The organism is Nitrosococcus watsonii C-113 (genome assembly GCF_000143085.1).
GTDB classification, from domain to species: domain Bacteria; phylum Pseudomonadota; class Gammaproteobacteria; order Nitrosococcales; family Nitrosococcaceae; genus Nitrosococcus; species Nitrosococcus watsonii.
Genome location: NC_014315.1, coordinates 1,130,705 through 1,156,498, shown reverse-complemented (window position 1 = coordinate 1,156,498; position 25,794 = coordinate 1,130,705). Strand labels below are relative to the sequence as shown.

Below are 25,794 nucleotides of genomic sequence, written 5' to 3'. Positions count from 1 at the left end.
TTAAAATCCTCCGCCGGTACGGAAGCCTCCGCCGCCGCGACCACCAAAGCCACCACCGGTGCGAAATCCTCCGCCTCCACGGCTACTAAAGCTGCCCCCCAGATCATCCCTGATACTGCTACCCCATACGCTGCCGTGGCCGAAGCCACCCGAGCCGAAAGTCGGGTTGCTGTGTTCGGGCCGGTAACGTTGCTGCTCCTGGAACAACTTCCACAATGCCCGTCGATCGAGCATGCCATTGAGAAAGTTGCCAAGCATCAGGGTAACAAGGGCGCCGTCACGGAAAGACGAGCCCGCACGGTCATAGCGGTGGCGCTTGAACTCGGCCTGTACCGACTCAAGCTCCGCCAGACGTTTGCGGTACTGCTCCAGCGTCTCCTTGAGACCCTGGAGGGATGATTCCAGCTGGCAGCGCTCATTGTCGCGCTGGAGCAGGCGGTTGACGATAAGATCATCCTCCGGAAAAGGGGTTGCCAAAGCTTCACGGCGCAGTTCCGTGAGATCGTCCCGCTGAAACTCCGCGGCAAGGTAAGCTACCGCCTTGCGCGTGTGTTCATCGTTACCCGTAGCGAAGGCTGTCTTCCGCGCCAGCAGCTCCTGATACTCTATCCGCCCAATCTCAAGACGCGCATCAATGTGATCAAGCTTACTTTGTTGCTGGGCTAAGGCTTGTTCCAACGCCGGAATACCGTCCGCCTTCTGTGCCTTGGTGTCGAGTATTTTAAGTGCTTGAAACGCCTCTTCCGCTACTGCTTTGAGCCTTTCGGCATGTTCCCGCAACCGCACCGGAATTTCGTTTAGCCGTTCATAGTTGGCCCTAGCGTCAGCAAAACCGATCAGCCGCGCAACCTTGCCGTCAAGCTGGCGGATGAGGGCGTTAGCGCTATATTCCGGCAGCCCGTATTGGCGCTTCCATAGATACATGAACAGGGCATCATGACGGTAGGATTCACTCTTCAGCATCCTTTCCTGCTCACTTTGCGTGGCCTTTTCATCGGCATGTTTAGCAGTGCGCGCCGCCTCTCGCGTTCGTTCCCTTTGGACTTGGTAGTCTGGATCAGCGTCTAGGCGCCTCTGGGTGTCCCCCTCGGCTTGGTCCACAGCCTCCACAGCTTGGTCCACCTCATCGGCTTGGACCGCGCGTTTTGCTTCCAGGGTCACGCGCGCGCCTTCGGCAGCCTGGATGCGTTCATTGAGTTCCCGTGCTGCGGCCTCCCGGTTTTTCAGCAGGGCCAGAACATGCTGTTCCGTCCGCTTAAGGTGCTCCACCAACTGTCCGCCAGCTAGCAGATCTATTCGTATCTTTGCCAGTTCACGGTAGTCCTTGGCGTCCTCCCGCTGGTATTCTACCTGCGTGGCGTTAAGCATTTCGATGCTCTGCCCAGCCTTGTTTATTTTAGCCCGTTCTTCATTAAGGGTATTGTCAATAAAGGCTAGTGCCTGTCGCCCAGAAATCATGCCTGTTTCTTTCTACCACTCGGTAATAGCGCCACCCGTGGTGCGCATCTCATAAGTCGGTAGCAGGTGGCCGCGCTTCTTGTAGCCAACACGGTTCTCCTCGATGATGCCGTTGTCTTGCTTGTCGCGGGCAACCCGCTGGAAAGTCGCTTCGTCCACGCGTAAGCCCCACTGGGTAACGCGCTCGGTCTTGCCAGTTTCCTCATTGGTGATGGGGACTGTGAGCACCTTACCGCTGGGATCGATGGCCTCGACAATGAGGTAGTAATTGCGGGCGCGGGTATTGATATCCGGCACGCGCCAAACGCCGCTCTGCTCCCTTGGCCGGTTGACGATACGCAACGTATACTCCTGCTCCAAACGGGTGCGCAAGTCCTCCAGCGACCGCAGCACCTGCCGGGCGGCATCCTTATTCTCATTGTGCAGCGCGGTTTGCCCGGCATGCAGCAGTTGCTCCGCACGCTCCCGGGCACGATCGGAGCTGGCGATCTCGGCTGCTTTTGCATGGGCTGCGGCAATTTCTCCTGGCAGAGCTTTAGCCGGAGCAACAAAGGCGAAGTAATTGATGGTCCAGGCGATCATCAGAACGCCTATCCCCCCCAGCAGCCACTTGCCCCAGCGATTGCGGCTAACGTAGAGGCGCGCCAGCTTGACATGGAAGCTTTCCGCCGGCGGCTTATAAACGAAGCGATCCTCCCTAAGCGCAGCCACCCCCTCTGCCAGAATCCGATCCGGGACCTCAATGCCCTGGGCCTGGTAAATTTTGCGCAGATGCTCCTTAAGATCCTGTTCCCGACCCTCCACTTCGATCTCGCGCTTTACCAAACGCTCGCGCCGACGCAGAGTATCCACCACGTCCATAGCCAGCATAACCTCATCCAGGGGCTGCCTGCTGGGCGTCGCGGAGGTCGCTGCTTCCGTGTTCATTGCGCGACAGCCGTCGCACTCTTGCCAGCTTCCGCCAGACGGGCAAGTTTGCGCTTGCCCTCTTCCACCGCATTACGAATTTCGCTCGCGTTGGCAGTGCTCTGTTGGCGCATTTCCTCGATGATCTCGTGGGAGCGGTTCTGCCAGTTGACCACCGAGTCGACCAGTTTTTTGACCGCATCCGCACGCACCGTGGGTCCGTAGCCAGCCTTCACCGCCGCCTCCTGAACCTTGCCGCCGATATCGGCAAGCACCTCAAGGGATTGGCTCACCCCCTCCTTCATGGCCTCCACGGTTCGAGTACTCTCATGCAGGCCAAACATGCCGGTGAAAGAGGCGGTCAGTGCAGTCAGCACAACCTCATTGGTGCTGAAGAAGCTCACCGCCTGGGCATAGATCCGCTCCTTGGCATTGGTAGTCTGTATCAGGCGCGCCATCACCACCTCGGAAGTGTTATAGCTAATGGTTAAATTATCCGACAGATCCTTGGCAATTTGATAACGTTTTTCCTCATTTTGCAACAGGCGTACTTCCTCATCCCGGGCTAGCTCCAATTTGGCCCGTTCGGCCGCTTCATCTCCCTGATAGGTCTCGATCATCTTCATTGCCGCTTTGACACCGGCCTTGGCGGCATCGAGCTTACCCTCGGCCGCCTTCAGCACCTCAAACGCCAGCACCTCAGACTGCTTAAGGGCTCCCCGGAAATCCTGATAGGCTTGTAAGATCTTTTGTTCCCGCTGAATCTGATCATAGGTGGCGGCGGTCACCTCAAGATAGGTCTCCTTGATTTTATCAAAACGAGTGGCGATGTCCCCGCGGCTAATTTTCATCCAGATATTGCCCAAGCGCTCGAAGGTATCGATCTTCCCATCCTCGATTTGCTCAACCATGGATTTAGCATCGTCGCGGATGCTATTAAAAGCATGGGTGATCTCCTCGTAGCGCGCGCCGATTTCCATGGCTTGTACCTGCTCACGTACAACCTCATTAAAAAGGGAAGCCTGGTTTAGCGTGCGCGCGATAGCGGTAACCCGCGCCTGGTCAAGGTCGGAGATCTGGTTGAGCAAGGCGATAATAGGTGCCTCCTGGCGCTCGCCTGCAGATAATAACCCGAGGTCGTGCAGCTGATTCATGGCTTTATCCAGATACTGCATAGGCGTGGCAATGGTATTCATAAATTCTCCTGGCGCGGCAAGCTTTTTAATGAATGTGGGGAAGGAACACGTCTGTTATAATGAGTCTGCTTGGCGCATATAGCCCCAGGATGGGTGCATACAGGCATGCCGTCAACGGAGGACATAGCGCCCATGGCTACTTCGCCAGTGTTTTGGCAAGAACCCGATATCCTCAATAGAAACAAGCCGATAACATAGGCAGGTTGCAATTTAACAATTGTTAATTTAGTTCATCAGGAACGGGGCTTTCGTTATTTTTTTTGAATTCCGGAACAGGTTCTCAACATCATTATGTCTGTAACATCTCCACGTATTACCCCGCTTAAGGAACAACTGGCTAAACGCATTCTAATACTAGATGGGGCGCTTGGCACCATGATTCAGAGCTACGGCCTGACCGAAGCAGAATTCCGCGGAGATCGTTTTGCCGACTGGCCTTGCGATCTCAAGGGAAATAACGATCTGCTAGCCCTAACTCAGCCACAAATTCTCCGGGAAATCCATGGTCATTACTTGGAGGCGGGTGCGGATATTATTGAGACCAATACCTTCAATGCCACCCGGATCGCCATGGCGGATTATCGGATGGAAGAGTTGGCGGTGGAAATTAACCAGACAGCGGCACAATTGGCCCGGGAAATGGCCGATGAGATGACGGCGAAGAACCCGGATCGCCCCCGTTTCGTCGCCGGTGTCTTAGGCCCCACTAACCGCACCGCTTCCATTTCTCCCGATGTCAATGATCCTGGATTTCGCAATACGTCTTTTGATGAACTGGTAGCCGCCTATACCGAATCAATCCAGGGGCTCATCCAAGGGGGCGCGGATATCCTGCTGGTGGAAACGATTTTCGATACCCTCAATGCCAAGGCCGCCGTTTACGCCATTGAAAAGTATTTTGAGGACCATCAGAGCCGCTTCCCAGTCATGATTTCGGGCACCATTACCGATGCCTCCGGCCGGACCTTGTCGGGCCAGACTACCGAGGCTTTCTGGAATTCCCTGCGCCACGCGGAACCCCTGGCTTTTGGTCTGAATTGCGCGTTGGGTCCCAAGCAACTGCGGCAGTATGTGGAAGAGTTGGCCACCCTGGCGGATACCCATGTAGCGGCTCATCCCAATGCCGGACTGCCCAATGAATTCGGCGGCTACGATGAAACCCCGGAGGAGATGGCCCAGGAAATCGGCGAGTGGGCGCAAGCGGGCTTTTTAAATATCGTCGGCGGCTGCTGCGGTACCACCCCCGAGCATATTCGCGCCATCCGGGAAGCAGTGGAAAAATATCCTCCGAGAAAAATTCCCCAGCGGCCGGTAGCCTGCCGGCTTTCGGGCCTTGAGCCAAGCAATATTGAGAGCGACTCCCTTTTTGTCAATGTGGGGGAACGCACCAACATCACCGGCTCGGCCAAGTTCCGCCGCCTCATTAAGGAAGAAGATTATGACACCGCCCTGGAGGTGGCGCGGCAACAAGTAGAAAACGGCGCCCAGATTATTGATATCAATATGGACGAGGGTTTGCTGGATTCCCAAAAAGCCATGGTCCGTTTCCTGAATTTGATCGCGGCTGAACCAGATATTTCCCGGGTTCCGGTGATGATCGATTCTTCCAAATGGGAGGTCATCGAAGCCGGACTCAAATGTATTCAAGGGAAAGGAATCGTCAATTCCATTTCCCTGAAGGAAGGGGAGGAACCTTTCCTTCAGCAGGCCAAACAAGTCCGCCGTTATGGCGCGGCAGCAGTCATCATGGCTTTTGATGAGCAAGGACAGGCAGAAACCACCGAGCGCAAGGTTGGGATTTGCGCCCGGGCCTATCAGCTGCTGACCGAAAAAATAGGTTTCCCGGCGGAAGATATCATTTTTGATCCCAATATCTTTGCCGTGGCCACGGGCATTGAGGAACATAATAACTATGGGGTGACCTACATCGAGGCGACCCGGGAAATCAAACGGACCTTGCCCCCGGCCCTGGTTTCCGGCGGCGTGTCCAATGTCTCCTTCTCCTTCCGGGGCAATGAAAAGGTGCGGGAAGCCATTCATGCCGTGTTTCTCTACCATGCCATTCAGGCGGGCATGGATATGGGCATAGTCAATGCTGGGCAATTGGCGGTTTATGATGAAATCGACCCAGATCTGCGGGAACGGGTAGAAGATGTCATTCTCAACCGCCATCCCGAGGCCACAGAAAGACTGCTGGAGATCGCCGAAAAATACCGGGGCGCGGGCGGAGAGGCGGCCGAGCGCAAGGAGGATCTTGCCTGGCGGGAGTTGCCCGTCAACGAACGCCTCGCCCATGCCCTAGTCAAGGGAATCACTGACTTTGTGGAAGCCGATACCGAAGAGGCCCGCTTAGCCGCCAAGCGGCCCCTGGATGTGATTGAAGGCCCTCTCATGGACGGTATGAACGTGGTGGGAGACTTGTTCGGCTCGGGCAAGATGTTTTTACCCCAAGTGGTGAAGTCAGCCCGAGTCATGAAAAAAGCCGTCGCCTACCTATTGCCCTTTATGGAAAAGGAAAAAGAGTCCTATAAGAGCCACGGCAAGGTAGTGCTGGCCACGGTCAAGGGGGATGTCCACGATATCGGTAAAAACATTGTCGCCGTGGTATTACAATGTAACAGTTTCGAAGTCATTGACCTGGGGGTCATGGTACCCGCGGAAAAGATTCTGCAAACGGCCAAGGAAGAGTCCTGTGACTTTGTGGGCCTGTCCGGGTTGATCACTCCTTCCCTGGATGAAATGGTCCATGTAGCCAAGGAAATGGAGCGGCAGAATTTTGATTTGCCGTTGCTGATTGGAGGAGCTACCACCTCTAAAATGCACACGGCGGTCAGAATTGAACCCCAATATAGCCAACCGGTGGTCTATGTCCCGGACGCCTCCCGGGTGGTGGGCGTGGCCCAGCGCCTGCTTAATCCTAGCCTTAAAGCAGAATATGCCGCCGAGATCACGGAGGAATATGGCCAAATGCGGCGGCGACGGGCGGAACAGCAAACGGAAAGAAGCCATACGCCCCTGCCCCAAGCCCGGGCCAATAAGCTTAAAACCGACTGGACGGCTTATGTGCCTCCACGGCCCACTTTCCTGGGCCTCAAATCCTTTGCGGATTATCCCCTGGAAGAGTTGAGCGCCCGCATTGACTGGACGCCTTTTTTCCATGCCTGGGAGTTGGCGGGTAAATATCCCAAAATTTTGCAAGATGAAGTGGTGGGCGAGGAGGCGCGCAAGCTACTTAAGGACGCCCAGGCACTGCTCAAGCAGGTGTTGGAAGAAAAATGGCTGGAGGCGCGGGCGGTTATCGGCTTTTTTCCCGCTAATACGGTCAATGAAGATGATATCGAATTGTACACCGATGAAAGCCGCCAGGAAGTCCTCACGACCTTGCACCATATTCGCCAGCAAATGGTGCGCCGTAGCGGTCAGCCCAACTATTGCCTGGCGGATTACGTGGCTCCCAAAGAAACGGGGGTGGCCGATTATATTGGCGCTTTCGCGGTTACCGCTGGCCTAGGCATTGATGAGCACCTGGCAGCCTTTGCCCAACACCATGACGATTACAATAGCATCTTACTCAAAGCCATTGCTGATCGTCTGGCCGAAGCCTTCGCCGAGCGCATGCACGAGCGGGTCCGCAAGGAGTTCTGGCGCTATGCCCCGGATGAGGCCCTTACCAATGAGGAGTTGATTAGCGAAAATTATCGGGGAGTCCGGCCCGCGCCGGGTTATCCAGCGTGCCCCGATCATACGGAAAAAGCCACCCTGTGGCAGCTCATAGAACCCGATAAAAATGCCGGCATCATCCTGACCGAAAGCTATGCCATGGTTCCCACCGCCGCGGTTTCCGGCTGGTATTTTCCCCACCCGGAATCCCGTTATTTTGGTACCGGCAAAATTCAAAAGGATCAGGTGAAGGACTATGCCCGCCGCAAGGAAATCAGCGTGGAGCAGGTGGAGCGCTGGCTGAGATCCATTTTGGGGTATGAAATTTAACAAATAGCGCGCGCTCACCGCGCGAATAACTGACATCAACCGTGGCTATCAAAAAAACCCGAACTCTATTCCTCTCTTTGGGCCTCCTACGATGAACTACGCGGAGGCATGGACGCTTCCCAACCGGCAAATACACCGACGCGGACGACTTCGCCCCGTCGGTAGTCATCCCCGGGGGCTAGCTTCACCGATATGGCAAAGTTCAAGGGCAAGAGCAACATCGGTGATCAGATCAACACCCAGATCATCAGGCCGCTGATCGACGCCTACGCAATCGCCGCCGACGGTTGGCTGATCAAGTGGCGGCGCTGTCAACACCGGTGGACGAGCACCTGCTCGAAACTACTCAATGTCTCTTTCTCAAGTAAGCCGGCATAGAATATGCTGATCGCTGAAGCGAGAACCAACTCACTTTTTATTTCAGTTGATAGAGGCAAAACCATCTTGAGTACGGATCGCCCTTTGCACGAAATCCATTGGTTTAGGAACGCTGCCCCTTATATTCATGCCCACCGGAGCCGCACATTTACTATTGCCTTTACGGGAGAAGCGATACAGAAGCCTGGCTTTCCTCATCTTATCCATGATATTGCCCTGCTAGGTAGCCTCGGTATCCGACTGGTCTTAGTCCATGGCGCCCGCCCCCAAATTGAAGCCGCTCTTGCCCAACGGGGATTGAAGCTACGTTATGTTAGGGGTCTACGGGTAACGGACAATGCCGCCTTGCCTTGCGTTAAAGAGGCCGTCGGTGCGGTACGGCTCGAAATCGAAGCCTTACTATCCATGGGCCTACCCAACTCCCCCATGGCAGGAGCCCGAGTCCGGGTTGCTTCCGGTAACTTCATTACTGCCCGCCCTCTAGGAGTCAGGGAAGGAGTAGACTACTGTCACACGGGAGAAGTGCGTAAGGTCGATATCGAAGCGGTACGGCAACGCCTTAGTAACAACGCCATCGTCCTCCTTTCTCCATTAGGTTACTCTCCTACCGGTGAGGTCTTTAATCTTAGCGCAGAAGATGTAGCCACCGCCTCTGCCATCGCCTTGGGAGCAGATAAATTAATCTTTATCGGCACTGGCGGTTTGCCCACCACGGCCCCTTTTCCCCTGCCCCAGGAGCTAACTACCAGCGAAGCGGAACAGTTACTAGAATCAACCCCCGGATTACCTCCCGAGCTTGCAGATCACCTTCAAAGCGCGATTCATGCTTGCCGCGCCAGAGTCCCTCGAGTCCATATTCTTGATCAGCATTTGGATGGAGCCCTATTAATGGAACTATTTAGCCGGGATGGTATAGGTACACTGGTCACGGCCATGGCTTTCGAAGACACTCGGCAGGCGGAAATTGGCGATGTGGGCGGCATTCTGGAGCTCATTGCCCCCCTAGAAGAAAAGGGCTTCTTGGTGCGACGGTCACGGGAGCGATTAGAAATAGAAATCCACCACTTTACGGTCATGGAGCGAGATGGAACCATTATTGGCTGTGCCGCATTCTACCCCTTTCCAGAGGAAAACATAGGCGAACTCGCTTGCCTAGTGATCCACCCCGATTACCGCCAGTCCGGGCGAGCCTCAGCCCTTCTAGCTAGTATAGAAAAGGGGGCTAAGCAGAGGGGCCTTAACCGCCTTTGCGTCCTGACCACTCAAACTGCCCATTGGTTTCAGGAACGGGGATTCGCACCTGCCGATCTAGCCGCTTTACCAGAAAATAAGCGGGTGCTCTACAATTACCAGCGCAATAGTAAAGTTTTTATAAAATGCCTGTAACCTTTTCGCGCCTGCGCTGCTAGCCCAGCTTTTTCTTCAATAGCTCATTAAGCTGCTGGGGGTTAGCCTTACCCTTGGAAACTTTCATCACTTGACCGACAAAGAAACCAAAAAGTTTATCTTTACCCGCTTGGTACTGCATTACCTGTTGAGGATTAGCCGCCAATACCTCATCAATGAGTTTTTCAATGCTAGCCGTATCTGTTACCTGCTTTAAGCCTTGGTGTGCGATAATCTCATCGACTTTACCTCCCTGAGCATACATGGTTTCAAATACGGTCTTGGCAATCTTGCCAGAGATAGTTTTATCGGTAATGCGCTTGATCAATTGGCCGAGTTGCTCTGGAGAAACTGGACTGTCCTCAATACTTTTTCCTTCCTTGTTGAGGGCACCCGCTAGATCCCCCATCACCCAGTTGGCACTCAGCTTTCCTTCTCCATTAGCGGTTTTGACCACCGCTTCGTAGTAATCAGCCAGTTCCCGACTCGCCGTCAGTACGCTGGCATCATAGGCGGAGAGGGCATACTCCACCATGAACCGCTTCCGTTTAGCATCAGGAAGTTCGGGTAAAGTTTCCCGAACCTCTTCGATAAAGCTATCCTCTAGCACTAACGGCAACAGATCTGGATCGGGAAAATAGCGATAGTCAGTAGCTTCCTCTTTGGTGCGCATGGGACGAGTTTCATTTTTTGCCGGATCGAAGAGACGGGTTTCCTGAATCACCTTGTCTCCCGACTCCAGAACCTCGGCCTGACGCTCGATCTCATATTGGAGGGCCCGTTCCACAAAGCGGAAGGAATTAATGTTTTTAAGCTCCGTACGAGTACCCAAAGTCTCCTGCCCTTGGGGGCGAATGGAAACATTCGCATCACAACGAAAAGACCCTTCCTGCATATTACCATCGCAAATTCCAAGATAACGTACCAGCGTGTGGATCTTTTTCATATAAATGACCGCTTCCTTGGTCGAACGTAAATCCGGGCTAGAAACGATTTCTAGCAAGGGAGTACCAGCCCGGTTCAGGTCAATACCAGTCATCCCATGGAAATCTTCATGTAAAGATTTTCCCGCATCTTCTTCCAAGTGGGCGCGAATGATCTCGATACGCTTCTCGGTACCATCTTCCAATTCAATGATCACATGACCATCGGCCACGATAGGAAGTTCGTACTGGCTGATCTGATAGCCTTTAGGTAAATCCGGATAAAAATAATTTTTACGAGCAAAAACTGAGTGTTTGGTTATTTTAGCCTCAATAGCTAACCCAAACTTAACCGCCATACAGACAACTGCCTGATTGAGTACCGGTAGTACTCCAGGCAAACCCAAATCAACGGCACAAGCCTGAGTGTTGGGGGAAGCACCATAGGCAGTGGCCGCACCCGAGAAAATCTTAGATTTCGTTGCGAGCTGGGCATGGATTTCTAACCCAATAACTGGTTCCCATTGCATGTGTAGCCCCAATTAATATGAGATTATAGACTAGAGATATCAGGTAAACGGGCGTGATCCGCCGACAGATCAGCGGGGGATCTAACTGCCACTGTTGGCCGACCGATTGAATAATAAACAATACCCTGGCTCGCCATGAGGCCCGGATCGTACAGATTACGGCCATCGAATACGACGGGTGCTTTGAGGGTAGTTCTAACCCTCTCAAAGTCCAAACTCCGAAATATATTCCATTCCGTGGCTACCGCAAGCGCATCAGCGCCTTCCAAAGCTACTTCTGGAGTCTCGCATAAAGTCAAATCCTCCCGGCTGCCATAAATGCGCTGCGCTTCCTTGCTAGCGATTGGATCATAGGCCCGAACTCGAACTCCGGTTTTCCAGAGTGCTTCCATGAGGGTACGGCTGGGCGCTTCGCGCATATCGTCGGTATTAGGTTTGAAGGCTAAGCCCCAAAGTGCAATAGTCCGTCCCGCCATCTGGTCCTTAAAATGGCTTTGAATTTTATTAAAAAGGGTTTGCTTTTGCTGATTGTTGACCCTTTCTACCGCCTTAAGTAAGTCAGCACTATAGTCCACTTCCCAGGCAATTCGCTCTAGGGCCTTAACATCCTTAGGAAAACAGGAACCACCGTAGCCACAACCTGGATAGATAAAATGGTAGCCAATTCGCGGATCAGCGCCTATACCCAGGCGAACTTGCTCAATATCAGCTCCAAGCTTTTCAGCCAGATTGGCCATTTCATTCATGAAACTAATTTTGGTAGCCAACATAGCATTAGCTGCATACTTGGTCAGCTCTGCAGAACGAATATCCATCGCCACTAGGCGATCATGACTTCGATTGAAAGGCGCGTATAGTATCCTCAATAACTCAATAGTGCGAGGGTTATCAGCACCGACAATGATCCGATCAGGCTTCATAAAGTCGTCAATAGCCGCCCCTTCCTTGAGAAACTCGGGATTAGAGACCACGTCGAATTCAAGCTTGATACCTCGTTCTCCCAGGGTTTCGTGAATGGTATCCCTAACTTTATCAGCCGTTCCCACGGGCACGGTGGATTTATTGACTACAATACGATAATCCTTCATATTTTTGCCAATACTACGCGCCACTGCCAATACATATTGGAGATCTGCGGAACCGTCCTCATCAGGAGGTGTACCTACTGCGATAAACTGGAAGAGCCCGTGGGCGATCCCCTGAGCAACATCAGTGCTAAAACCGAGCCGCTTGCCTGCTATATTCTTCTGTACCAAAACATCTAATCCAGGCTCGTGGATAGGCACTTCCCCTTGCTTAAGCATCGCAATTTTCTGCTCATTAGTATCAATGCAGAGTACTTCATTGCCGACTTCTGCCAGACAAGTGCCTGTCACAAGGCCCACGTAGCCCGAACCAAATACGGTGACTTTCATTTAATGTCCTATTTATCAAAAACCTATAACAAAATAAGGTATTATTTTAAACAAGTTCAAAATTAAAGTTTCAAGCACAGAATGTCTCTCATAGTTCCAAGCACATTCTACTTTAGTCCAATTTTAAAACAATTGTTTGTTTGTGGAAGCTGTTATTTACCGGCATCACGCAGGTATTCGGTAGCGTGATCTGCTGGAATGTTTTGATCCCTGGAACAAGCTTCACCGTTGTCATCGAAAATGATCTAAAGGTGGTGTTTAACAAAGGATTCTTAGTACGGTACAAAAACAAAGACTTTCTCTAATTTTTTGTTATAGCGATCTTTTTATCAAAAAGGAGGTCAACCCAAAGTCATATCTGCCGTGTTTGTGAGGCGCCATTGGGCAAAGCTCGGCGCAGCGTATCCAACCCCAACCGGATCACACTCCAAGCGCGGCGCTCAAGCGAGCGACCCGCTCTGGATCGGTGATGTGGTGTCTTCGAGGTTAAAACCCCCGGCGCTTCATTACCGCAAACAGGCACTCTGTTTGCCACCGTTGCCGGTAGTCTTCGAGCGCCTGTTCCGGGGCGTGGGCCGTGATGACGATGACCTGTTCCCCACGGGGTGCGCGCGTACCGACAAGGTACAAAGTATGCCCCCATAGGCGCCGTGGCCAATTGAGCACCATCACCTCACCGCTCTGCACGGGCAAAAAGCCGGGTGAGCGGTAGATGGGCGTTACAAGGGCAGTTAGGGGTCTGGGTATTATTTGGAAGGCGCAAGCGAAACCAAATCCCGCGTTGGATGAGATAGGCTAACCACCGATGACCACGGAACTCCCGCTCGGCCGCCAGACACTCAATGCGCTCCGGCGGAAAGCGGCGTAGAAACCGCTCTAGCAGGGCGATACGCTCCTCGGTGGAGGCGTTACCTCTTCTCCCCAGCACCGGTCCACATCAGCAGCACAGATACCCCCCCTCATAGGCTACCGAGAGGACCAGTACGTTAATCAGCCTGCCTCCCAACTGCCAGAGGGTCCGATCCAGGCACAGCACCCACCGCTCGCCCACATCTAGCCAACTCCTCACCAGCACCGCCACCAGCTCAGTTTCAAAAACATGGTGACGAAAAAAACGCTTCACCCGCTGATAAACCCATTCCCGCTGCACTACCGCATCCAAACCCAACACCAGTTGGGTTAAATTCACCACCCGTACTTGAACCATCGCCACTATCAATTGGGCTAAACAGTCAATACGGGCTTGATGACAGGGCAGACAACGCTTACGTTCAAGCTTCAGTAAGTGAGCAGCCATCATGAGGAGATGAACCTTTACTTGGCGGTAAACCGTTCATCATAACCTTATCGCTCTCTTACTGTATAACTCACTGAAAGTGTTAACTATATCCGCGCTTTGTACCGTACTAAACAAAGGATTTTTGAATATCTTGGCAGAAGCTGCTGATAATCAATACGCCATGATTGATTATCAGCATACCCCTGGAGCAAAGGGAAAGATAAAAGAACAGAATGCATTGGGCAATCTAACCGGCTTTCACCTGACGCCTGGACAAGCCTGTGACCTTGATAGTTCGGATATTTTATTACCTGCACTTGCTGTGAATACTGTGCTTGCAGATTAAAGAATATGATGGATGCTGATGAACACATTCTTTTTCCTCTAGCGGCTGCCGAAAAAACAGCTCTCATTCCACCCCTATCCAACAGAGAAGAACAACAACCCGCCCATGATAAAACTCTCTATAAAGACTGCGGCTTGATTGAAAACTTCTTTATAAAACTCAAGCAGTACCATGCCATTGCAAGCAGATACGATAAACGGGTAATTGCTTTCCTGGGTGCGTCTATTTTGCCGCCAGCCATTATCTGGCTTTGTCGATACGCCCTAGGAAAATCCTCGCTGAATAGCGACCCTCGTTCAATCACTTACAGCCCTTGGCAGCTTCTTTTGTAGGCTGCGGCTTGAGTTATTTAAGCTAGTAAGGGAGTTGGCCGATATAAAACAATAAATTAATTTAATTGAACTCTATCAGTTTAGTCTTTAGGCGAAGCGATCTATTTGCTAGTATTGAAGGATGATTCGTTCACAAAATCCTAATAGGCTATCAAGCTGGAATTATAAAAAATAAGTAAGATATTCCAAAACTGCAGCGGACCGCCATTGAATGACTTATGAACCAAAAAGCTATTGCCCAGTCCCCTGGCAGAGTAACCTACCGCTCTATCATTTAAGAGCATTATGTACTAAAAAAGATTGACTCATTCATTAAGAAAACCAGCTGAAACATACTGTAATGTATCAAAAATTTTATGCCCTAACAGGAAAGCCCTTCCAACTTAGCTCCGATCCTCGTTTTTTTTATGGCAGCACGATTCACAAGCGGGCCCTGTCTTATTTGCGCTATGGCCTTATGCAAGGGGAGGGCTTTATCGTCATCACAGGCCCTATCGGTACAGGTAAAACAATGTTGGCGCGGACCTTGGTCTCCGAGCTTACGGATAATAACACCGTGGCGGCCCAGGTAGTTACCACCCAGCTAGAAGCCAATGATACGCTCCGTATTGTCGCCGCTTCCTATGGCCTTCCCCATGAAGGCGTCACTAAAGCAGCCTTATTGAAGACCATCGAATGCTTTCTGCTAGAACGGGCCCAAGAGGGAAAGCAAGTTCTATTGCTAGTAGATGAAGCCCAGAATTTGCCTCCTGAATCTATTGAAGAACTACGCATGCTCTCCAATTTTCAAGTGGGAGAGAGGGCATTGCTGCAATGTTTTCTTCTGGGGCAAGAAGAATTTCGGCGAACCTTGGCTTTAGAAAATATGGAGCAACTACGGCAGCGAATTATTGCAGCTTATCATCTCAATACCCTAGACAGGGATGAAACCCAGGGATACATTGAGCATCGCCTCAAGCTGGTCGGATGGAAAGCTGATCCCACGATTGCTGGCGAAGCTTATAACGCGATCCATGAGCACACCGGGGGGCTGCCCCGCCGAATTAATTCCCTCTGCGATCGCTTATTATTGTACTCTTACGTAGAAGAAAGCCATACTATTGACGAGCAGGCGGTCAATACGGTTGCCAATGAGATAGCCGAGGAAAGCAGCCACGCTGGGGGGAAAACTGAAATACAGGGAGAAACAAAAATTCCAGTAGAGAAAGGCAGCCCTAATATGGAGAATCGCCTTATTCAGCTAGAAGAAACCGTAGCTGCATTAAAGAAAATAATAGATAGATTCGCCGGTGAGGATCAACCCGATCCACCTCCTTCTTTGAAACTACGCCGAATCTCCACAGGCAGCAAAGAGTAAATGTCAGCCTGCTTTTTCCGCAGGCTAATAATAGCCCAGCCTTTGGTGTCGGCATAGGTATTCAACAGGTTATCAGGATCTACGGCAACTGGATAAGTTACCTGCTCCAGAAGCGGTATATCATTATGGGAATCACTATAAAACCAACTTGTCTTTAGCGTTAATGCCCGTTCTTTGAGCCACGTTTTTAAGCGCGTCACTTTACCTTCCCCATAAGAAGGAATGCCCTTTACTTGCCCTGTATAGCAACCATCTCGCATTTCGGGTTCGGTAGCAATCAGGTCATTAACTCCAAGCATTTTAGCGATAGGACCGGTAATAAAGCGGTTGGTCGCCGTAATAATTAGTAGTGTATGACCTTGGGATCGATGCAAAGCAAGCAGTTCCTGAGCCTGAGATAAAATAATAGGACGGATTTTTTCTTCCAGGTATTGCGAACGCCAGAGATCCAATTGCTGGGGGGAATACTGTCTAAGTGGTGCTAGCTGGAATGCTAGGAATTCATAGATATTTAACGTCCCATCCTGGTATTGCCGATAAAAAGCCTGATTAGTTTGCTGATAGTCATCACTATTTACGATTCCCTGTTCCACCAGGAATTGCCCCCATAAATAATCAGAATCCCCCCCTAACAGGGTATTGTCCAAATCAAAGATAGCCAGCCCCATCATTATTTATCTCTCGGTATCTAACCTGATATTGAAATTCTACCGGCACCGTCCAAGAAAACGGCTTGGTTTTTGCTAAACTCCCCCTTTAAAATAACCCAACGCTGTTGAAGCAAGCATTTTTCCCTCGGATCTGGCAGGCTCCCCAAAGCTCAGCAGCGTCAAGAAGCATCCGCCTAGCCTCAGACTCCGCAAACGAGAAAACCATAGCGCGAATTGCACTAGGAAGCAATAACATAACTGGCCCTTCCGTAACCGGCACCCTTATACCGTTTTGCACCTACTTTTAGGAAACATGAGGAGAACTTGCGTCCCTGCAAATTTGCGCTAAGGGGCTAATTTTGGGTATCTTTATAGGATTATTTCATTGACTACTAAGAGTGTGAGCAGGCCGTGATTGATCGAGACGGCTTCAGAGCGAACGTAGGGCTTATCCTTTGTAATCAGGATGACAGGGTATTATGGGCGCGGCGAGCAAGAGAAAAAGCATGGCAATTCCCTCAAGGAGGAGTCAAAGAGAGCGAGACTACTGAAGAAGCTGCCTACCGGGAATTAGAAGAAGAAGTGGGGCTAGGCGCAGAGCATGTCAAGATCATTGGCTGCACCCGCAGTTGGCTGCGGTATCGCCTACCCAACCGTTATGTCCGTTACGGTAATAAACCCCTGTGTATTGGCCAAAAGCAAATCTGGTATTTATTTCGCTTCATTGGAGAAGAACAAGACGTTCAGTTAAATCTGACGGATAAACCAGAATTTGACTATTGGTGCTGGGTTAACTATTGGTATCCGCTACGTGAAATTGTTTATTTCAAGCGTAAAGTCTATCAGCGAGCTTTGAATGAATTGGCGCCCCTGATCTTTCCAGATCACCCATCACTTCCGCCAGCCCGTTCTAGCTACCGGAAACGCCGTCGTCAAAAAACCAAATCCCGTATTTAGAAGAGATTTTAAACACAAGAAGTGTATACTTATAAGTTCGCCGCTAATGGATTTCCGTCTTCTACTCCCAAAGCATGCTCTCTAATAGCATGGAAAGCCACTTCAGGCCAACGTTCTGTAGTGAGATCCAGGTTAACCCGAGTGGGCGCTAAATAAGTAAGATTGCCCGCTCCATCCAAAGCTAAATGAGCGGCCGCTTTGGTGCGAAATTCCTCCAGCCGCCGAGAGTCGTTGCAGCTCACCCAACGGGCGGTGACCACCTGCACGCTCTCATAACCGCAATCCACGCTATATTCATGCTTTAGGCGATGGGCGACCACATCGAACTGGAGTACCCCTATCGCTCCCAGAATCAAGTCGTTACCCAGCAAAGGACGAAAGAGCTGGGTGGCCCCTTCCTCACTTAACTGCTGCAATCCTTTAAGCAGGGCTTTCATACGGAGGGGATCTTTAAGGCGGACCCGGCGAAAAAGTTCCGGCGCAAAATGGGGAATTCCAGTAAATTGCAGCTCCTCACCTTGGGTGAAAGTATCGCCAATTTGGATAGTACCATGATTATGGAAACCAATAATATCACCAGGCCAAGCAGTTTCAGCTTGCTCCCGTTCCCCAGCCATGAAGGTGAGAACATTGGCAATTTGCACCTCTCGCCCCAGGCGGACGTGCCGCAACTTCATCCCCTTCCGGTAGCTGCCAGAACATACACGCAAAAAGGCGATCCGATCCCGATGCTGGGGGTCCATATTGGCCTGGATCTTAAACACAAAGCCGCTAAATTTTGGCTCCTTGGGGACTACCCTGCGAGTCGCCGTCTCACGGGCCTGGGGGGAAGGCGCGTACTCCACATAAGCATCCAGCAGCTCTTCCACGCCAAAATTATTCATGGCCGATCCGAAAAACACGGGCGTCTGCTCTCCGGCCAGAAAAGCTTCCTTATCAAAGGAATGACTGGCACCTTGCACCAGAGCGATCTCTTCTTGCAGCTCTTCCACCTGATTTCCCAGCAGTTCACGTAGGCGCGGGTTATCCACTCCTTGAATCTGTTCCCCAGTTTTGATTTTACCGCCATGGGTAGGGCTGAATAAATGGATACAGTTATCGCTTAGATGAAAAATTCCTTTAAAACGTTTTCCCATCCCAATGGGCCAAGTCACGGGCGCACAGCGAATCCGTAGCACCTGTTCGATTTCATCTAGGAGTTCGATGGGTTCTTGACCTTCTCGATCCAATTTATTGATAAAAGTCAGGATGGGCGTATTGCGTAGACGGCAAACTTCCATCAATTTGATGGTTCGCTCCTCAACGCCCTTGGCGCTATCAATGACCATCAAAGCCGAATCCACGGCAGTCAGGGTCCGGTAGGTGTCCTCGGAAAAATCGGCATGACCAGGCGTATCCAACAGATTGATAATGCGATTTTTATAGGGGAACTGCATCACTGAAGAAGTAACCGAAATTCCCCGCTGCTTTTCCAATTCCATCCAGTCCGAAGTGGCATGGCGCGACGCCTTACGGGATTTTACCGTACCTGCCAACTGGATCGCCCCGCCAAAAAGCAGTAATTTCTCCGTGAGAGTCGTTTTTCCCGCATCCGGATGGGAAATGATGGCGAAAGTCCTTCTTTTCTCTATTTCTCGGATAAATTCAGTGGACGACATACTTGAAAAATTTTTAAGGTACGCGGTTATAGAGTTCGGATACCCTCTATTAAAGGGGTACTCAGCATAATTGCGAAGGGTTAAAAGGATAAGGTACATTTTCTCTGATTTTGGTCAGATAGACAATAATTCTGACCACTGGTGACCCAGCCAAGGAATTTAAGGAAAGAAAACCAGTGCGAGAACCTAAAGAAAAATCGTTCTAGGGAGCGAAGAAGATTATTCGGCCAGCGGAAAATGCTCAAAATATCGCCTGGTTAAGGAAAATTCTTTATAATAGAATTATTTTTACAGTTTGGAATTTTATTCATGGCCTCTCATGCCCTGCTATCCACCCTCAGCGTTCAAGATTACCTCAGTGGTGAGCAGGCGAGCGAGGCGCGTCATGAATATATCGCCGGCCAACTGTTTGCCATGGTCGGCGCTAGCCGCGCCCACAATACTATTGCACTTAACATTGCCTCGCTTTTTCACATCCACCTCCGCGGTAGTCCCTGCCAGGCTTTTATGGCCGACATGAAGGTTCGGGTGGCAAAAACCGAATCTTTCTATTATCCAGATATCGTTGTTACCTGCGAGCCGCGGGACGACAAGGCTCTTTTCCTCGAGGCGCCCTCCCTCATTGTAGAAGTGTTGTCGCCCGCCACGGAAAATATTGACCGGCGCGAGAAGCGGATAGCCTATCAGCACTTAGAAAGCCTTAAAGAATACGTGCTGGTAGCACAAAACAAGCTCCAGGTTGAGGTCTACCGGCGGCAGGCAGGAGCCGGCGCTTGGGAAGTCGATATCTATGAGGGTGATGAAATCGCTGCGCTGCGCTTGCTGGATCTGAAGATGCCTTTAGCGATAGCTTATGAAGGGGTTGGCTAATTACCGATAACTAGCGGAAAAAATTGCCGCCACTCACTCGCCCCACGTGCTTTCACCGATCACGCCCTTCCAGTACTAAATATTTATCCGCAATGATACCGAAGCATGCCGGGGACAGGCCACATCCTGAAGCGGCCCAGTTCCGAGCCAAGCAAGTCGAAGTGCTTTATGACCAATTGCACGTTGGTCTAGCCGCCACCGTAGCGGCAGCATCCCTCTTGATCGCAGTATTCTGGGCTGCGGCGCCGCGGGAGCTCCTAGCCGGTTGGGCCATCTTTTTCATGCTTACCACCATACTTCGGGTTATTTTGGCTCATCGCTATGCACGCTCGCCAGACCGCTACAGGCAAGCGAGCAAATGGCTGATGTGGTTTATCGCAGGGACGGGAATCTCCGGCGCAACCTGGGGCTCGACAATTATTTTCCTTGTCCCCGATGAATCCTTTGTTCATGCGGGATTTGCAACCCTTTGGGTCTGTGGATTATCGGCAGGCTCAGTAGCTGCCCTCTCTATCATCAAAGGGGCCTTCTTTGCCTTTTCGCTCCCTGCCATGATCCCCAGCGCCGTGTATCTGATGACGCACGGGGGCATAGAAGCTACCGTAGGCGGAGCCCAGTTGATGTTCCTAGGATTTATCTCTCTTAGCGCGGTGCGGATGCACAAGAGCCTCGTACAAAGCTTAACCCTTCAATTTGAAAACATCCGTTTGGTAGATCACCTGGATACGGAAAAAAAGAAGGTGGAAAGACTCAACGAGCAGCTAGAAAAAAAGGTGCTCAAGCGAACCGCCGAACTTGCCCAAAGCAATGCTAATCTAGAAAGAGATATTATCAGACGCCAGCGTGCCGAGCAGGCTTTGTTCGCAGAAAAGGAACGTCTTCAAACTACCCTCCATTCTATCGGAGACGGGGTTATTACAACGGACGCCGGAGGTATCGTCGAATACTTAAACCCAGTCGCGGAAAAACTAACCGGCTGGTCGTACAATGAAGCAAGAGGCTTACCGCTAGCAACTGTGTTTCAGATCATCGACGAACAGACCCGCGAGCCCATTGCCGATCCTGTTACCCAGCAGTTAGAGAAAACCCCTACCACCCGAGTAACGACTCATAAGATAGTGATCAGCCGAAACGGTCAAGAATATGCTATTCAGGATTCGGCTGCTCCAATCAGCAGCCGCAAGGGAGAGATACTAGGTATGGTTTTAGTATTCAGTGATATTACTAAAACACGCCGCAGAGAACAGCAGATAACCCATCAAGCGACTCATGATGCCTTAACCGGCCTGATAAATCGGTGGGAGTTCGAACATCGCTTGGAGCGGGTGCTGGCGACATTAAAAGCCGAATCAACGGAGTATGCTCTATGCTACTTTGATCTCGACCGCTTCAAGATCATCAATGATACCTGCGGACATACAGCGGGAGACGAACTGCTGCGGCAAGTCTCGGAGGTCTTAGAGGGGCAAATCAGGAAACGAGATACCTTAGCTCGCCTAGGTGGAGATGAGTTTGGGGTATTGCTGGAGCATTGTTCTCTACAACAGGCCCAGCGGGTAGCTACCGCCATACACAAGGCTATCGAAGACTTTCAATTTACCTGGGAGGGCAAGAGTTTCCGCATCGGTGTAAGCATTGGGTTAGTTCCCATCACCAAGGCTAGCATGGGAATCGCGGCGGTGCTAAAAGCTGCGGATACCGCCTGTTATGCAGCTAAAAACAAGGGTCGTAACTGTATTCATGTGTACCGCGAAACGGATAAGGAATTAGCTTCTCACCGGGGAGAAGTACAGTGGATGACCCGAATACACCGTGCTCTTAAGGAAAATTACTTCCAAGTATATTTCCAACCCATCCTACCCCTTGCAACCGAAAAAGAGGAGAAGTGCTATGAGGTATTTCTGCGGCTGGAGGATGGCGCGGGAGGAGTAGTTTTACCTGGCGCCTTCTTACCGACAGCGGAACGTTATAATCTCGCAGTTAAAATTGACCGCTGGATGATCGCTAATACCTTTACCTGGTTAGCCCAGAATCCTGAACCCCTGCGCACCTGTTTCATTAATCTGTCCGGGCACTCACTCAGAAACAAAGCCTTTCTAACCTTTATTATCGAGCAGCTTGAGAAAACCCACATACCATCTGCCCAGATATGCTTTGAAACCACCGAAACAGCAGCAACTGCTAATCTCTCCTGTGCCATTCGCTTTATCAAAGCGTTAAAAGCTCATGGCTGCAAGTTTTCATTGGATAACTTTGGCAGTGGCCTATCTTCCTTCGCTTATCTCAAAAATTTACCAGTGGATTTCTTGAAGATCGATGGTCTTTTTGTAAAAGACATCCTAGACGATCCGATCGATTTAACTATAGTTCGCTCAATTAATGAGATAGGGCATATTATGGAAAAGCAGACGATAGCCGAACGGGTAGAAAAGGAAGAGGTATTAAAGAAGCTGCAAGAAATGGGTATCAATTATGCCCAAGGGTATTGGATTAGCCCGCCCCAGCCTCTCACAGAAATGGGATCCCTGCAAAAGGTAACGAGATAGAAGAGCCTTAAGAAGATTTTGGTAGGCCACAGCGTTATTCCGCTTCCAAGAAACGTCTCACCGGCCGAAAGGAACGCCGATGAATAGAGCAGGGGCCCAGCGCTTTCAAAGCGGCCAGATGAGCCCGGGTCGGATAGCCTTTATGGGTTCCAAAACCATACCCTGGATAGCTTTCCTCAAAAGCGATCATTTCGGCATCCCGGGCTACCTTGGCCACAATGGAAGCAGCTCCGATAGCCATAACCCGCTGGTCCCCCTTGACAATAGCGCGCACAGGACACACGGTGAGGGGACAATGCCTGCCATCTACTAAAACCAAGTCGGGAACCACTGAAAGTGCCGCGATAGCCCGCTCCATCGCCAACAAGCTAGCCTGAAAGATATTAAGCTGATCAATCTCCACAGCTTCAGCCCGGCCTAAGGCCCAAGCGATCGCTTGGACCTGGATGAGCGCAGCCAAACGCTCCCGCGCTGGTGCCGTCAACTGTTTGGAGTCCTTCACTCCACTAATTGGACGTTCTGGGTCAAGAATCACCGCCCCGGCGATAACTGGGCCAGCTAAGGGACCACGACCTACCTCATCCACCCCAGCAATTTTTTGCCCCGGAACCGATGTATTCAATACCTCGCCATCAAGTAATATAATCCACCACTTCCAGGCCAAAACCCGCCAGTCCATGCATTCGCCGGGGAGCGCTCATCACCCGCATTTTTTGTACGCCCAAATCGGTCAAGATCTGGGCTCCAACTCCATAAGTCCGTAAGTCATTGGGAGGCTCTTGTCGAGGCAAATGTCCCCCTTTATCCTCCAGTTCATAGTCTCGAATTCGTTGCACCAGCTCACTAGAAGATTCCGGTCGGCGCAGAATCACAACCACGCCGGTGCCCGCCCTAGCGATGCGAGTCATGGCATCATGCAAGGGCCAGCCACAATCACCGCGCCGCACCTGGAGAATGTCGCAAAGGGTATCAGCCATGTGAACACGCACCAAAGCAGGCTCTTCAGGACAAAGCTCGCCCTTGACTAGGGCCAGATGGAGTTGCTGGTCCACCAGATCCTGATAGGCTAGGAGGCGGAATAGCCCTTGTTCCGTGGGCAGAGCGCACTCGGCTACCCGTGCGACGGAGCGTTCATGTTTTAAGCGGTAGCGAATCAGATCGGCGATGGTACCCAGTTTCAAACCATGGCGCTCGGCAAAAGCTTCCAGATCCGGGCGGCGGGCCATACTCCCATCTTCATTGAGAATCTCCACAATGACTGCCGCCGGCTCAAAACCAGCCAGCCGCGCCAAATCGCAGCCTGCCTCTGTATGCCCTGCCCGGGTAAGGACTCCCCCTGGTCGAGCCATGAGGGGGAAAATATGGCCCGGCTGCTCCAAATCCTCGGGGTGCGCCTCTGGAGCAACCGCCGCTTGCACGGTGCGGGCCCGATCCGCTGCGGAAATCCCAGTAGTCACCCCCGTTGCGGCCTCAATGGATACCGTAAAATTGGTACTATATTTAGCGTTACTATCTGACACCATTAAGGGCAGCCGTAATTGGCGACAGCGTGCCTCAGTTAAAGTCAGACAAATCAAGCCTCGTCCATAGCGGGCCATAAAATTGATATCTGGCGCCTTCACCTGGGAGGCTACCATCATCAAGTCTCCCTCATTCTCCCGGTCCTCATCGTCCATGAGAATAACCATTTTTCCTTCACGGAGGTCCTGAACGATCGCTTCCGTCTTGCTCAAGGGCATGATGGATTATTTGCTAACATTAGGTCGGGTGAGGAGAGATTCACCAAGATTTGGTGGAGTTGTCACCGCCGAATCACCGAGTAACAGGCGCTCTAAATAACGGGCTAAAAGATCCACTTCTACATTCACCTCCCGTCCCGAGCGGTATTCGCTTAAGGTAGTAGCCTCCAAGGTATGGGGGATAATATTCACTTTGAAGAGGTTCCCCTTCACCTCGTTAACAGTCAAACTCACGCCATCGACGCAAATGGACCCTTTCTCGGCGATGTACTTAAGCAAATGCGCCGGCGCATGGATAGAAAAACCGACACTCCCAGCTACTGGTTTGCGCTCAGCCACCGTTCCCACGCCATCGCAATGGCCACTGGTTAAATGCCCGCCAAGGCCATCCTTGAGCGTGAGGGCTGGCTCCAGGTTGACCCGATCTCCAGGCTGCAACCTCCCGAGTACCGTGCGGGACAAAGTTTCCTGGGAAACATCAGCATCAAAAATATTGTTCTCCTGGCGAGTCACCGTCAAACAAACCCCGTTAACAGCAATACTATCGCCAATACTAACCTGGGCAAAATCCAGCTTACCGCCATTGATACGCAGAACAGCCATACTCCCCATGAATTGTAACGCTACCACCCTCCCAACCGCCCGAATAATCCCGGTAAACATGATGACTTTAACCTGCTTCTGGTGAATTTCAATGCCAAACTTTTAACCTAGAGCGCATTTACCTGCTAGATGGCACTATCTTAGCCACTAATCGCCAATCCCGGCCTACCGCCCGCATTTCTTTAATATCTACCTCAATGCAATCCTTCATGGTTTGAATGCCAGGCAATTGCAATAACCCCAACGCGGCCTCTCCCATCAATTTGGGAGCAATGTACAGTACAAGCTCGTCCATTAAACCGGCCTGGAGCAGCGAGCCCGCCAGTCGCGCACCGCATTCCACATGAAGCTCGTTAATTTCCCGTGCAGCCAGAGCCGCCATTAAGGCCATCAAATCCAACCCCTGGGGAGTTACCGGAAGGCTGATCACTTCCACTCCCCTACAACGCAAGGATTCCGCTTTAGATGAGGCTGCATCAGCGCACACAATCATTACCGGCCCTGGCAACGAAAGCAACCGAGCCTGCACCGAAATAGCCAATTGACGGTCCAGAATAACTCGCAACGGCTGACGATTAAACCCCAGCGGCGCTTCATCTCCCAACTCCTCATAGCGGACATTAAGGGAGGGATCGTCTTCCAAGACAGTACCAATTCCCGTTAAGATCGCGGAACTGCGGGCCCGCCACCGCTGCACATCGCGACGGGCAGGGGAAGCGGTAATCCAACGACTCTCTCCAGAAGCTAGCGCCGTCGCCCCATCCAAACTCATAGCTAGCTTACAACGTACCCAGGGACGACCTTGAACCAAGCGTTGGACAAAACCCACGTTAAGGGCCTCGGCCTCTTCCTGCAATAATCCATGCTCCACTTGAAGACCAGCCTCTCTAAGTTGCGCCAGTCCTTGGCTGGCGACTTTTGGATGAGGGTCTCCCATTGCCGCAACAACTCTCGCCACGCCTGCTTCAATTAAAGCTTCGGTGCAGGGGGGGGTTCGTCCTCGGTGGCAACAAGGCTCTAAGGTCACATAACAAGTAGATCCTTGGGCTCGAATACCTGCTTGGCGCAAGGCGTTGATTTCCGCATGGGAGTCGCCGGCCTGTTGATGCCAGCCCTCCCCCACTATTTCGCCGCCACGCACTAGGACGCAGCCTACCCGGGGATTAGGATCAGTCGTAAATAAACCGCGCTGGGCTAGCTTCAGAGCCCGAACCATGTACGCTCTATCGTTCACCTGCCCGCATCAAAAACAAACTTTTTAACGAGGATATTGTG

General features: G+C 51.5%; 23 protein-coding genes. 8 read left to right on the top strand and 15 right to left on the bottom strand.

Translation table 11 applies throughout. From position 1 onward, the window contains the following. Genes NWAT_RS05385 through NWAT_RS05375 form a run of 3 tightly spaced genes read right to left on the bottom strand, consistent with a single transcriptional unit; the run spans position 1 to position 3,560 of the window. Positions 1 to 1,458 carry a coiled-coil domain-containing protein gene (locus tag NWAT_RS05385; RefSeq protein ID WP_013220127.1) on the bottom strand — a complete coding sequence of 486 codons (1,458 nt, stop codon included), beginning with the start codon at positions 1,456 to 1,458 and terminating at the stop codon, positions 1 to 3. Between the two features lie 12 nt (positions 1,459 to 1,470). Beyond that, positions 1,471 to 2,385, bottom strand: coding sequence for a DUF6384 family protein (locus tag NWAT_RS05380; RefSeq protein WP_013220126.1), 915 nt, complete (start codon positions 2,383 to 2,385; stop codon positions 1,471 to 1,473). Continuing rightward, positions 2,382 to 3,560, bottom strand: a complete 1,179-nt coding sequence (locus NWAT_RS05375; RefSeq protein WP_013220125.1) for a hypothetical protein — start codon at positions 3,558 to 3,560, stop codon at positions 2,382 to 2,384. The genes NWAT_RS05380 and NWAT_RS05375 overlap by 4 nt, the downstream gene beginning before the upstream one ends. Positions 3,561 to 3,851: 291 nt before the next feature. Between NWAT_RS05375 and metH the strand changes: the two genes are divergently transcribed. Next, positions 3,852 to 7,550 (top strand): methionine synthase, encoded by a 3,699-nt coding sequence (gene metH, locus NWAT_RS05370; RefSeq protein ID WP_013220124.1) that lies wholly within the window; start codon positions 3,852 to 3,854, stop codon positions 7,548 to 7,550. Positions 7,551 to 7,715: 165 nt separating this feature from the next. Here the strand turns inward: metH and NWAT_RS16630 are convergent, their stop codons facing one another. Next, complete coding sequence (locus NWAT_RS16630; protein WP_157679812.1) at positions 7,716 to 7,868, bottom strand: hypothetical protein; 153 nt, start codon at positions 7,866 to 7,868, stop codon at positions 7,716 to 7,718. 63 nt (positions 7,869 to 7,931) lie between these two features. On the opposite strand from NWAT_RS16630, the gene argA reads away from it, so the two are divergent. Then, the gene (gene argA, locus NWAT_RS05365) at positions 7,932 to 9,314 is read left to right on the top strand and encodes an amino-acid N-acetyltransferase (RefSeq protein ID WP_013220123.1); all 1,383 of its coding nucleotides are present in this window, start codon (positions 7,932 to 7,934) and stop codon (positions 9,312 to 9,314) included. A 19-nt stretch (positions 9,315 to 9,333) separates the two neighbouring features. On the opposite strand, the gene gatB is transcribed toward argA, so the two are convergent. The 5 genes from gatB to NWAT_RS05340 all read right to left on the bottom strand — a co-directional run bounded on the left by gatB (position 9,334) and on the right by NWAT_RS05340 (position 13,482). Next, positions 9,334 to 10,767: an Asp-tRNA(Asn)/Glu-tRNA(Gln) amidotransferase subunit GatB gene (gatB, locus tag NWAT_RS05360; protein ID WP_013220122.1), complete on the bottom strand. Its 1,434-nt coding sequence runs from the start codon at positions 10,765 to 10,767 to the stop codon at positions 9,334 to 9,336. A 23-nt stretch (positions 10,768 to 10,790) separates the two neighbouring features. Next, entirely contained in the window at positions 10,791 to 12,182 is a 1,392-nt protein-coding gene (locus NWAT_RS05355) for a UDP-glucose dehydrogenase family protein (RefSeq protein ID WP_013220121.1), read from the bottom strand. Positions 12,183 to 12,668: 486 nt separating this feature from the next. Further along, on the bottom strand, positions 12,669 to 12,854 hold the full coding sequence (locus tag NWAT_RS05350; protein WP_041350506.1) for a hypothetical protein: 186 nt from the start codon (positions 12,852 to 12,854) through the stop codon (positions 12,669 to 12,671). Between the two features lies 1 nt (position 12,855). Then, positions 12,856 to 13,110, bottom strand: a complete 255-nt coding sequence (locus tag NWAT_RS05345; RefSeq protein ID WP_041350505.1) for a hypothetical protein — start codon at positions 13,108 to 13,110, stop codon at positions 12,856 to 12,858. A gap of 9 nt (positions 13,111 to 13,119) precedes the next feature. Then, positions 13,120 to 13,482, bottom strand: coding sequence for a hypothetical protein (locus tag NWAT_RS05340; RefSeq protein WP_041350503.1), 363 nt, complete (start codon positions 13,480 to 13,482; stop codon positions 13,120 to 13,122). 130 nt (positions 13,483 to 13,612) lie between these two features. Here NWAT_RS05340 and NWAT_RS15600 point away from each other — a divergent pair, with 130 nt between their 5' ends. The 3 genes from NWAT_RS15600 (at position 13,613) to NWAT_RS05330 (ending at position 15,496) form a co-directional block, all read left to right on the top strand. Next, positions 13,613 to 13,807, top strand: coding sequence for a hypothetical protein (locus NWAT_RS15600; RefSeq protein WP_157679810.1), 195 nt, complete (start codon positions 13,613 to 13,615; stop codon positions 13,805 to 13,807). A gap of 5 nt (positions 13,808 to 13,812) precedes the next feature. Next, positions 13,813 to 14,139 carry a hypothetical protein gene (locus NWAT_RS05335; protein ID WP_083781424.1) on the top strand — a complete coding sequence of 109 codons (327 nt, stop codon included), beginning with the start codon at positions 13,813 to 13,815 and terminating at the stop codon, positions 14,137 to 14,139. A gap of 340 nt (positions 14,140 to 14,479) precedes the next feature. Further along, entirely contained in the window at positions 14,480 to 15,496 is a 1,017-nt protein-coding gene (locus NWAT_RS05330) for an XrtA/PEP-CTERM system-associated ATPase (protein WP_013220120.1), read from the top strand. Here the strand turns inward: NWAT_RS05330 and NWAT_RS05325 are convergent. Beyond that, complete coding sequence (locus tag NWAT_RS05325) at positions 15,436 to 16,164, bottom strand: histidinol-phosphatase (protein ID WP_041350901.1); 729 nt, start codon at positions 16,162 to 16,164, stop codon at positions 15,436 to 15,438. The genes NWAT_RS05330 and NWAT_RS05325 overlap by 61 nt on opposite strands. Positions 16,165 to 16,557: 393 nt before the next feature. Here NWAT_RS05325 and NWAT_RS05320 point away from each other — a divergent pair, with 393 nt between their 5' ends. After that, the gene (locus NWAT_RS05320; RefSeq protein ID WP_013220118.1) at positions 16,558 to 17,103 is read left to right on the top strand and encodes an RNA pyrophosphohydrolase; all 546 of its coding nucleotides are present in this window, start codon (positions 16,558 to 16,560) and stop codon (positions 17,101 to 17,103) included. A 29-nt stretch (positions 17,104 to 17,132) separates the two neighbouring features. Here the strand turns inward: NWAT_RS05320 and NWAT_RS05315 are convergent, their stop codons facing one another. Then, a complete protein-coding gene (locus tag NWAT_RS05315; protein WP_013220117.1) occupies positions 17,133 to 18,761 on the bottom strand; it encodes a peptide chain release factor 3 in 1,629 nt (542 codons plus the stop codon). A gap of 309 nt (positions 18,762 to 19,070) precedes the next feature. Here NWAT_RS05315 and NWAT_RS05310 point away from each other — a divergent pair, with 309 nt between their 5' ends. Together NWAT_RS05310 and NWAT_RS05305 are read left to right on the top strand one after the other, a co-directional pair. Next, complete coding sequence (locus tag NWAT_RS05310) at positions 19,071 to 19,631, top strand: Uma2 family endonuclease (protein WP_013220116.1); 561 nt, start codon at positions 19,071 to 19,073, stop codon at positions 19,629 to 19,631. A gap of 92 nt (positions 19,632 to 19,723) precedes the next feature. After that, a complete protein-coding gene (locus NWAT_RS05305) occupies positions 19,724 to 22,177 on the top strand; it encodes an EAL domain-containing protein (RefSeq protein ID WP_013220115.1) in 2,454 nt (817 codons plus the stop codon). Between the two features lie 34 nt (positions 22,178 to 22,211). Here the strand turns inward: NWAT_RS05305 and rnhB are convergent, their stop codons facing one another. From rnhB to ribD, 4 genes are read right to left on the bottom strand one after another with little or no spacing between them, the layout of a single operon-like run. Further along, positions 22,212 to 22,820, bottom strand: coding sequence for a ribonuclease HII (gene rnhB / locus NWAT_RS05300; protein ID WP_041350900.1), 609 nt, complete (start codon positions 22,818 to 22,820; stop codon positions 22,212 to 22,214). After that, on the bottom strand, positions 22,810 to 23,916 hold the full coding sequence (ribBA, locus tag NWAT_RS05295) for a bifunctional 3,4-dihydroxy-2-butanone-4-phosphate synthase/GTP cyclohydrolase II (protein ID WP_013220113.1): 1,107 nt from the start codon (positions 23,914 to 23,916) through the stop codon (positions 22,810 to 22,812). The genes rnhB and ribBA overlap by 11 nt, the downstream gene beginning before the upstream one ends. Before the next feature lie 6 nt (positions 23,917 to 23,922). Continuing rightward, positions 23,923 to 24,579 carry a riboflavin synthase gene (locus NWAT_RS05290; protein ID WP_013220112.1) on the bottom strand — a complete coding sequence of 219 codons (657 nt, stop codon included), beginning with the start codon at positions 24,577 to 24,579 and terminating at the stop codon, positions 23,923 to 23,925. Between the two features lie 58 nt (positions 24,580 to 24,637). After that, the gene (gene ribD, locus NWAT_RS05285) at positions 24,638 to 25,753 is read right to left on the bottom strand and encodes a bifunctional diaminohydroxyphosphoribosylaminopyrimidine deaminase/5-amino-6-(5-phosphoribosylamino)uracil reductase RibD (RefSeq protein ID WP_013220111.1); all 1,116 of its coding nucleotides are present in this window, start codon (positions 25,751 to 25,753) and stop codon (positions 24,638 to 24,640) included. Between the last annotated feature and the right edge of the window lie 41 nt (positions 25,754 to 25,794).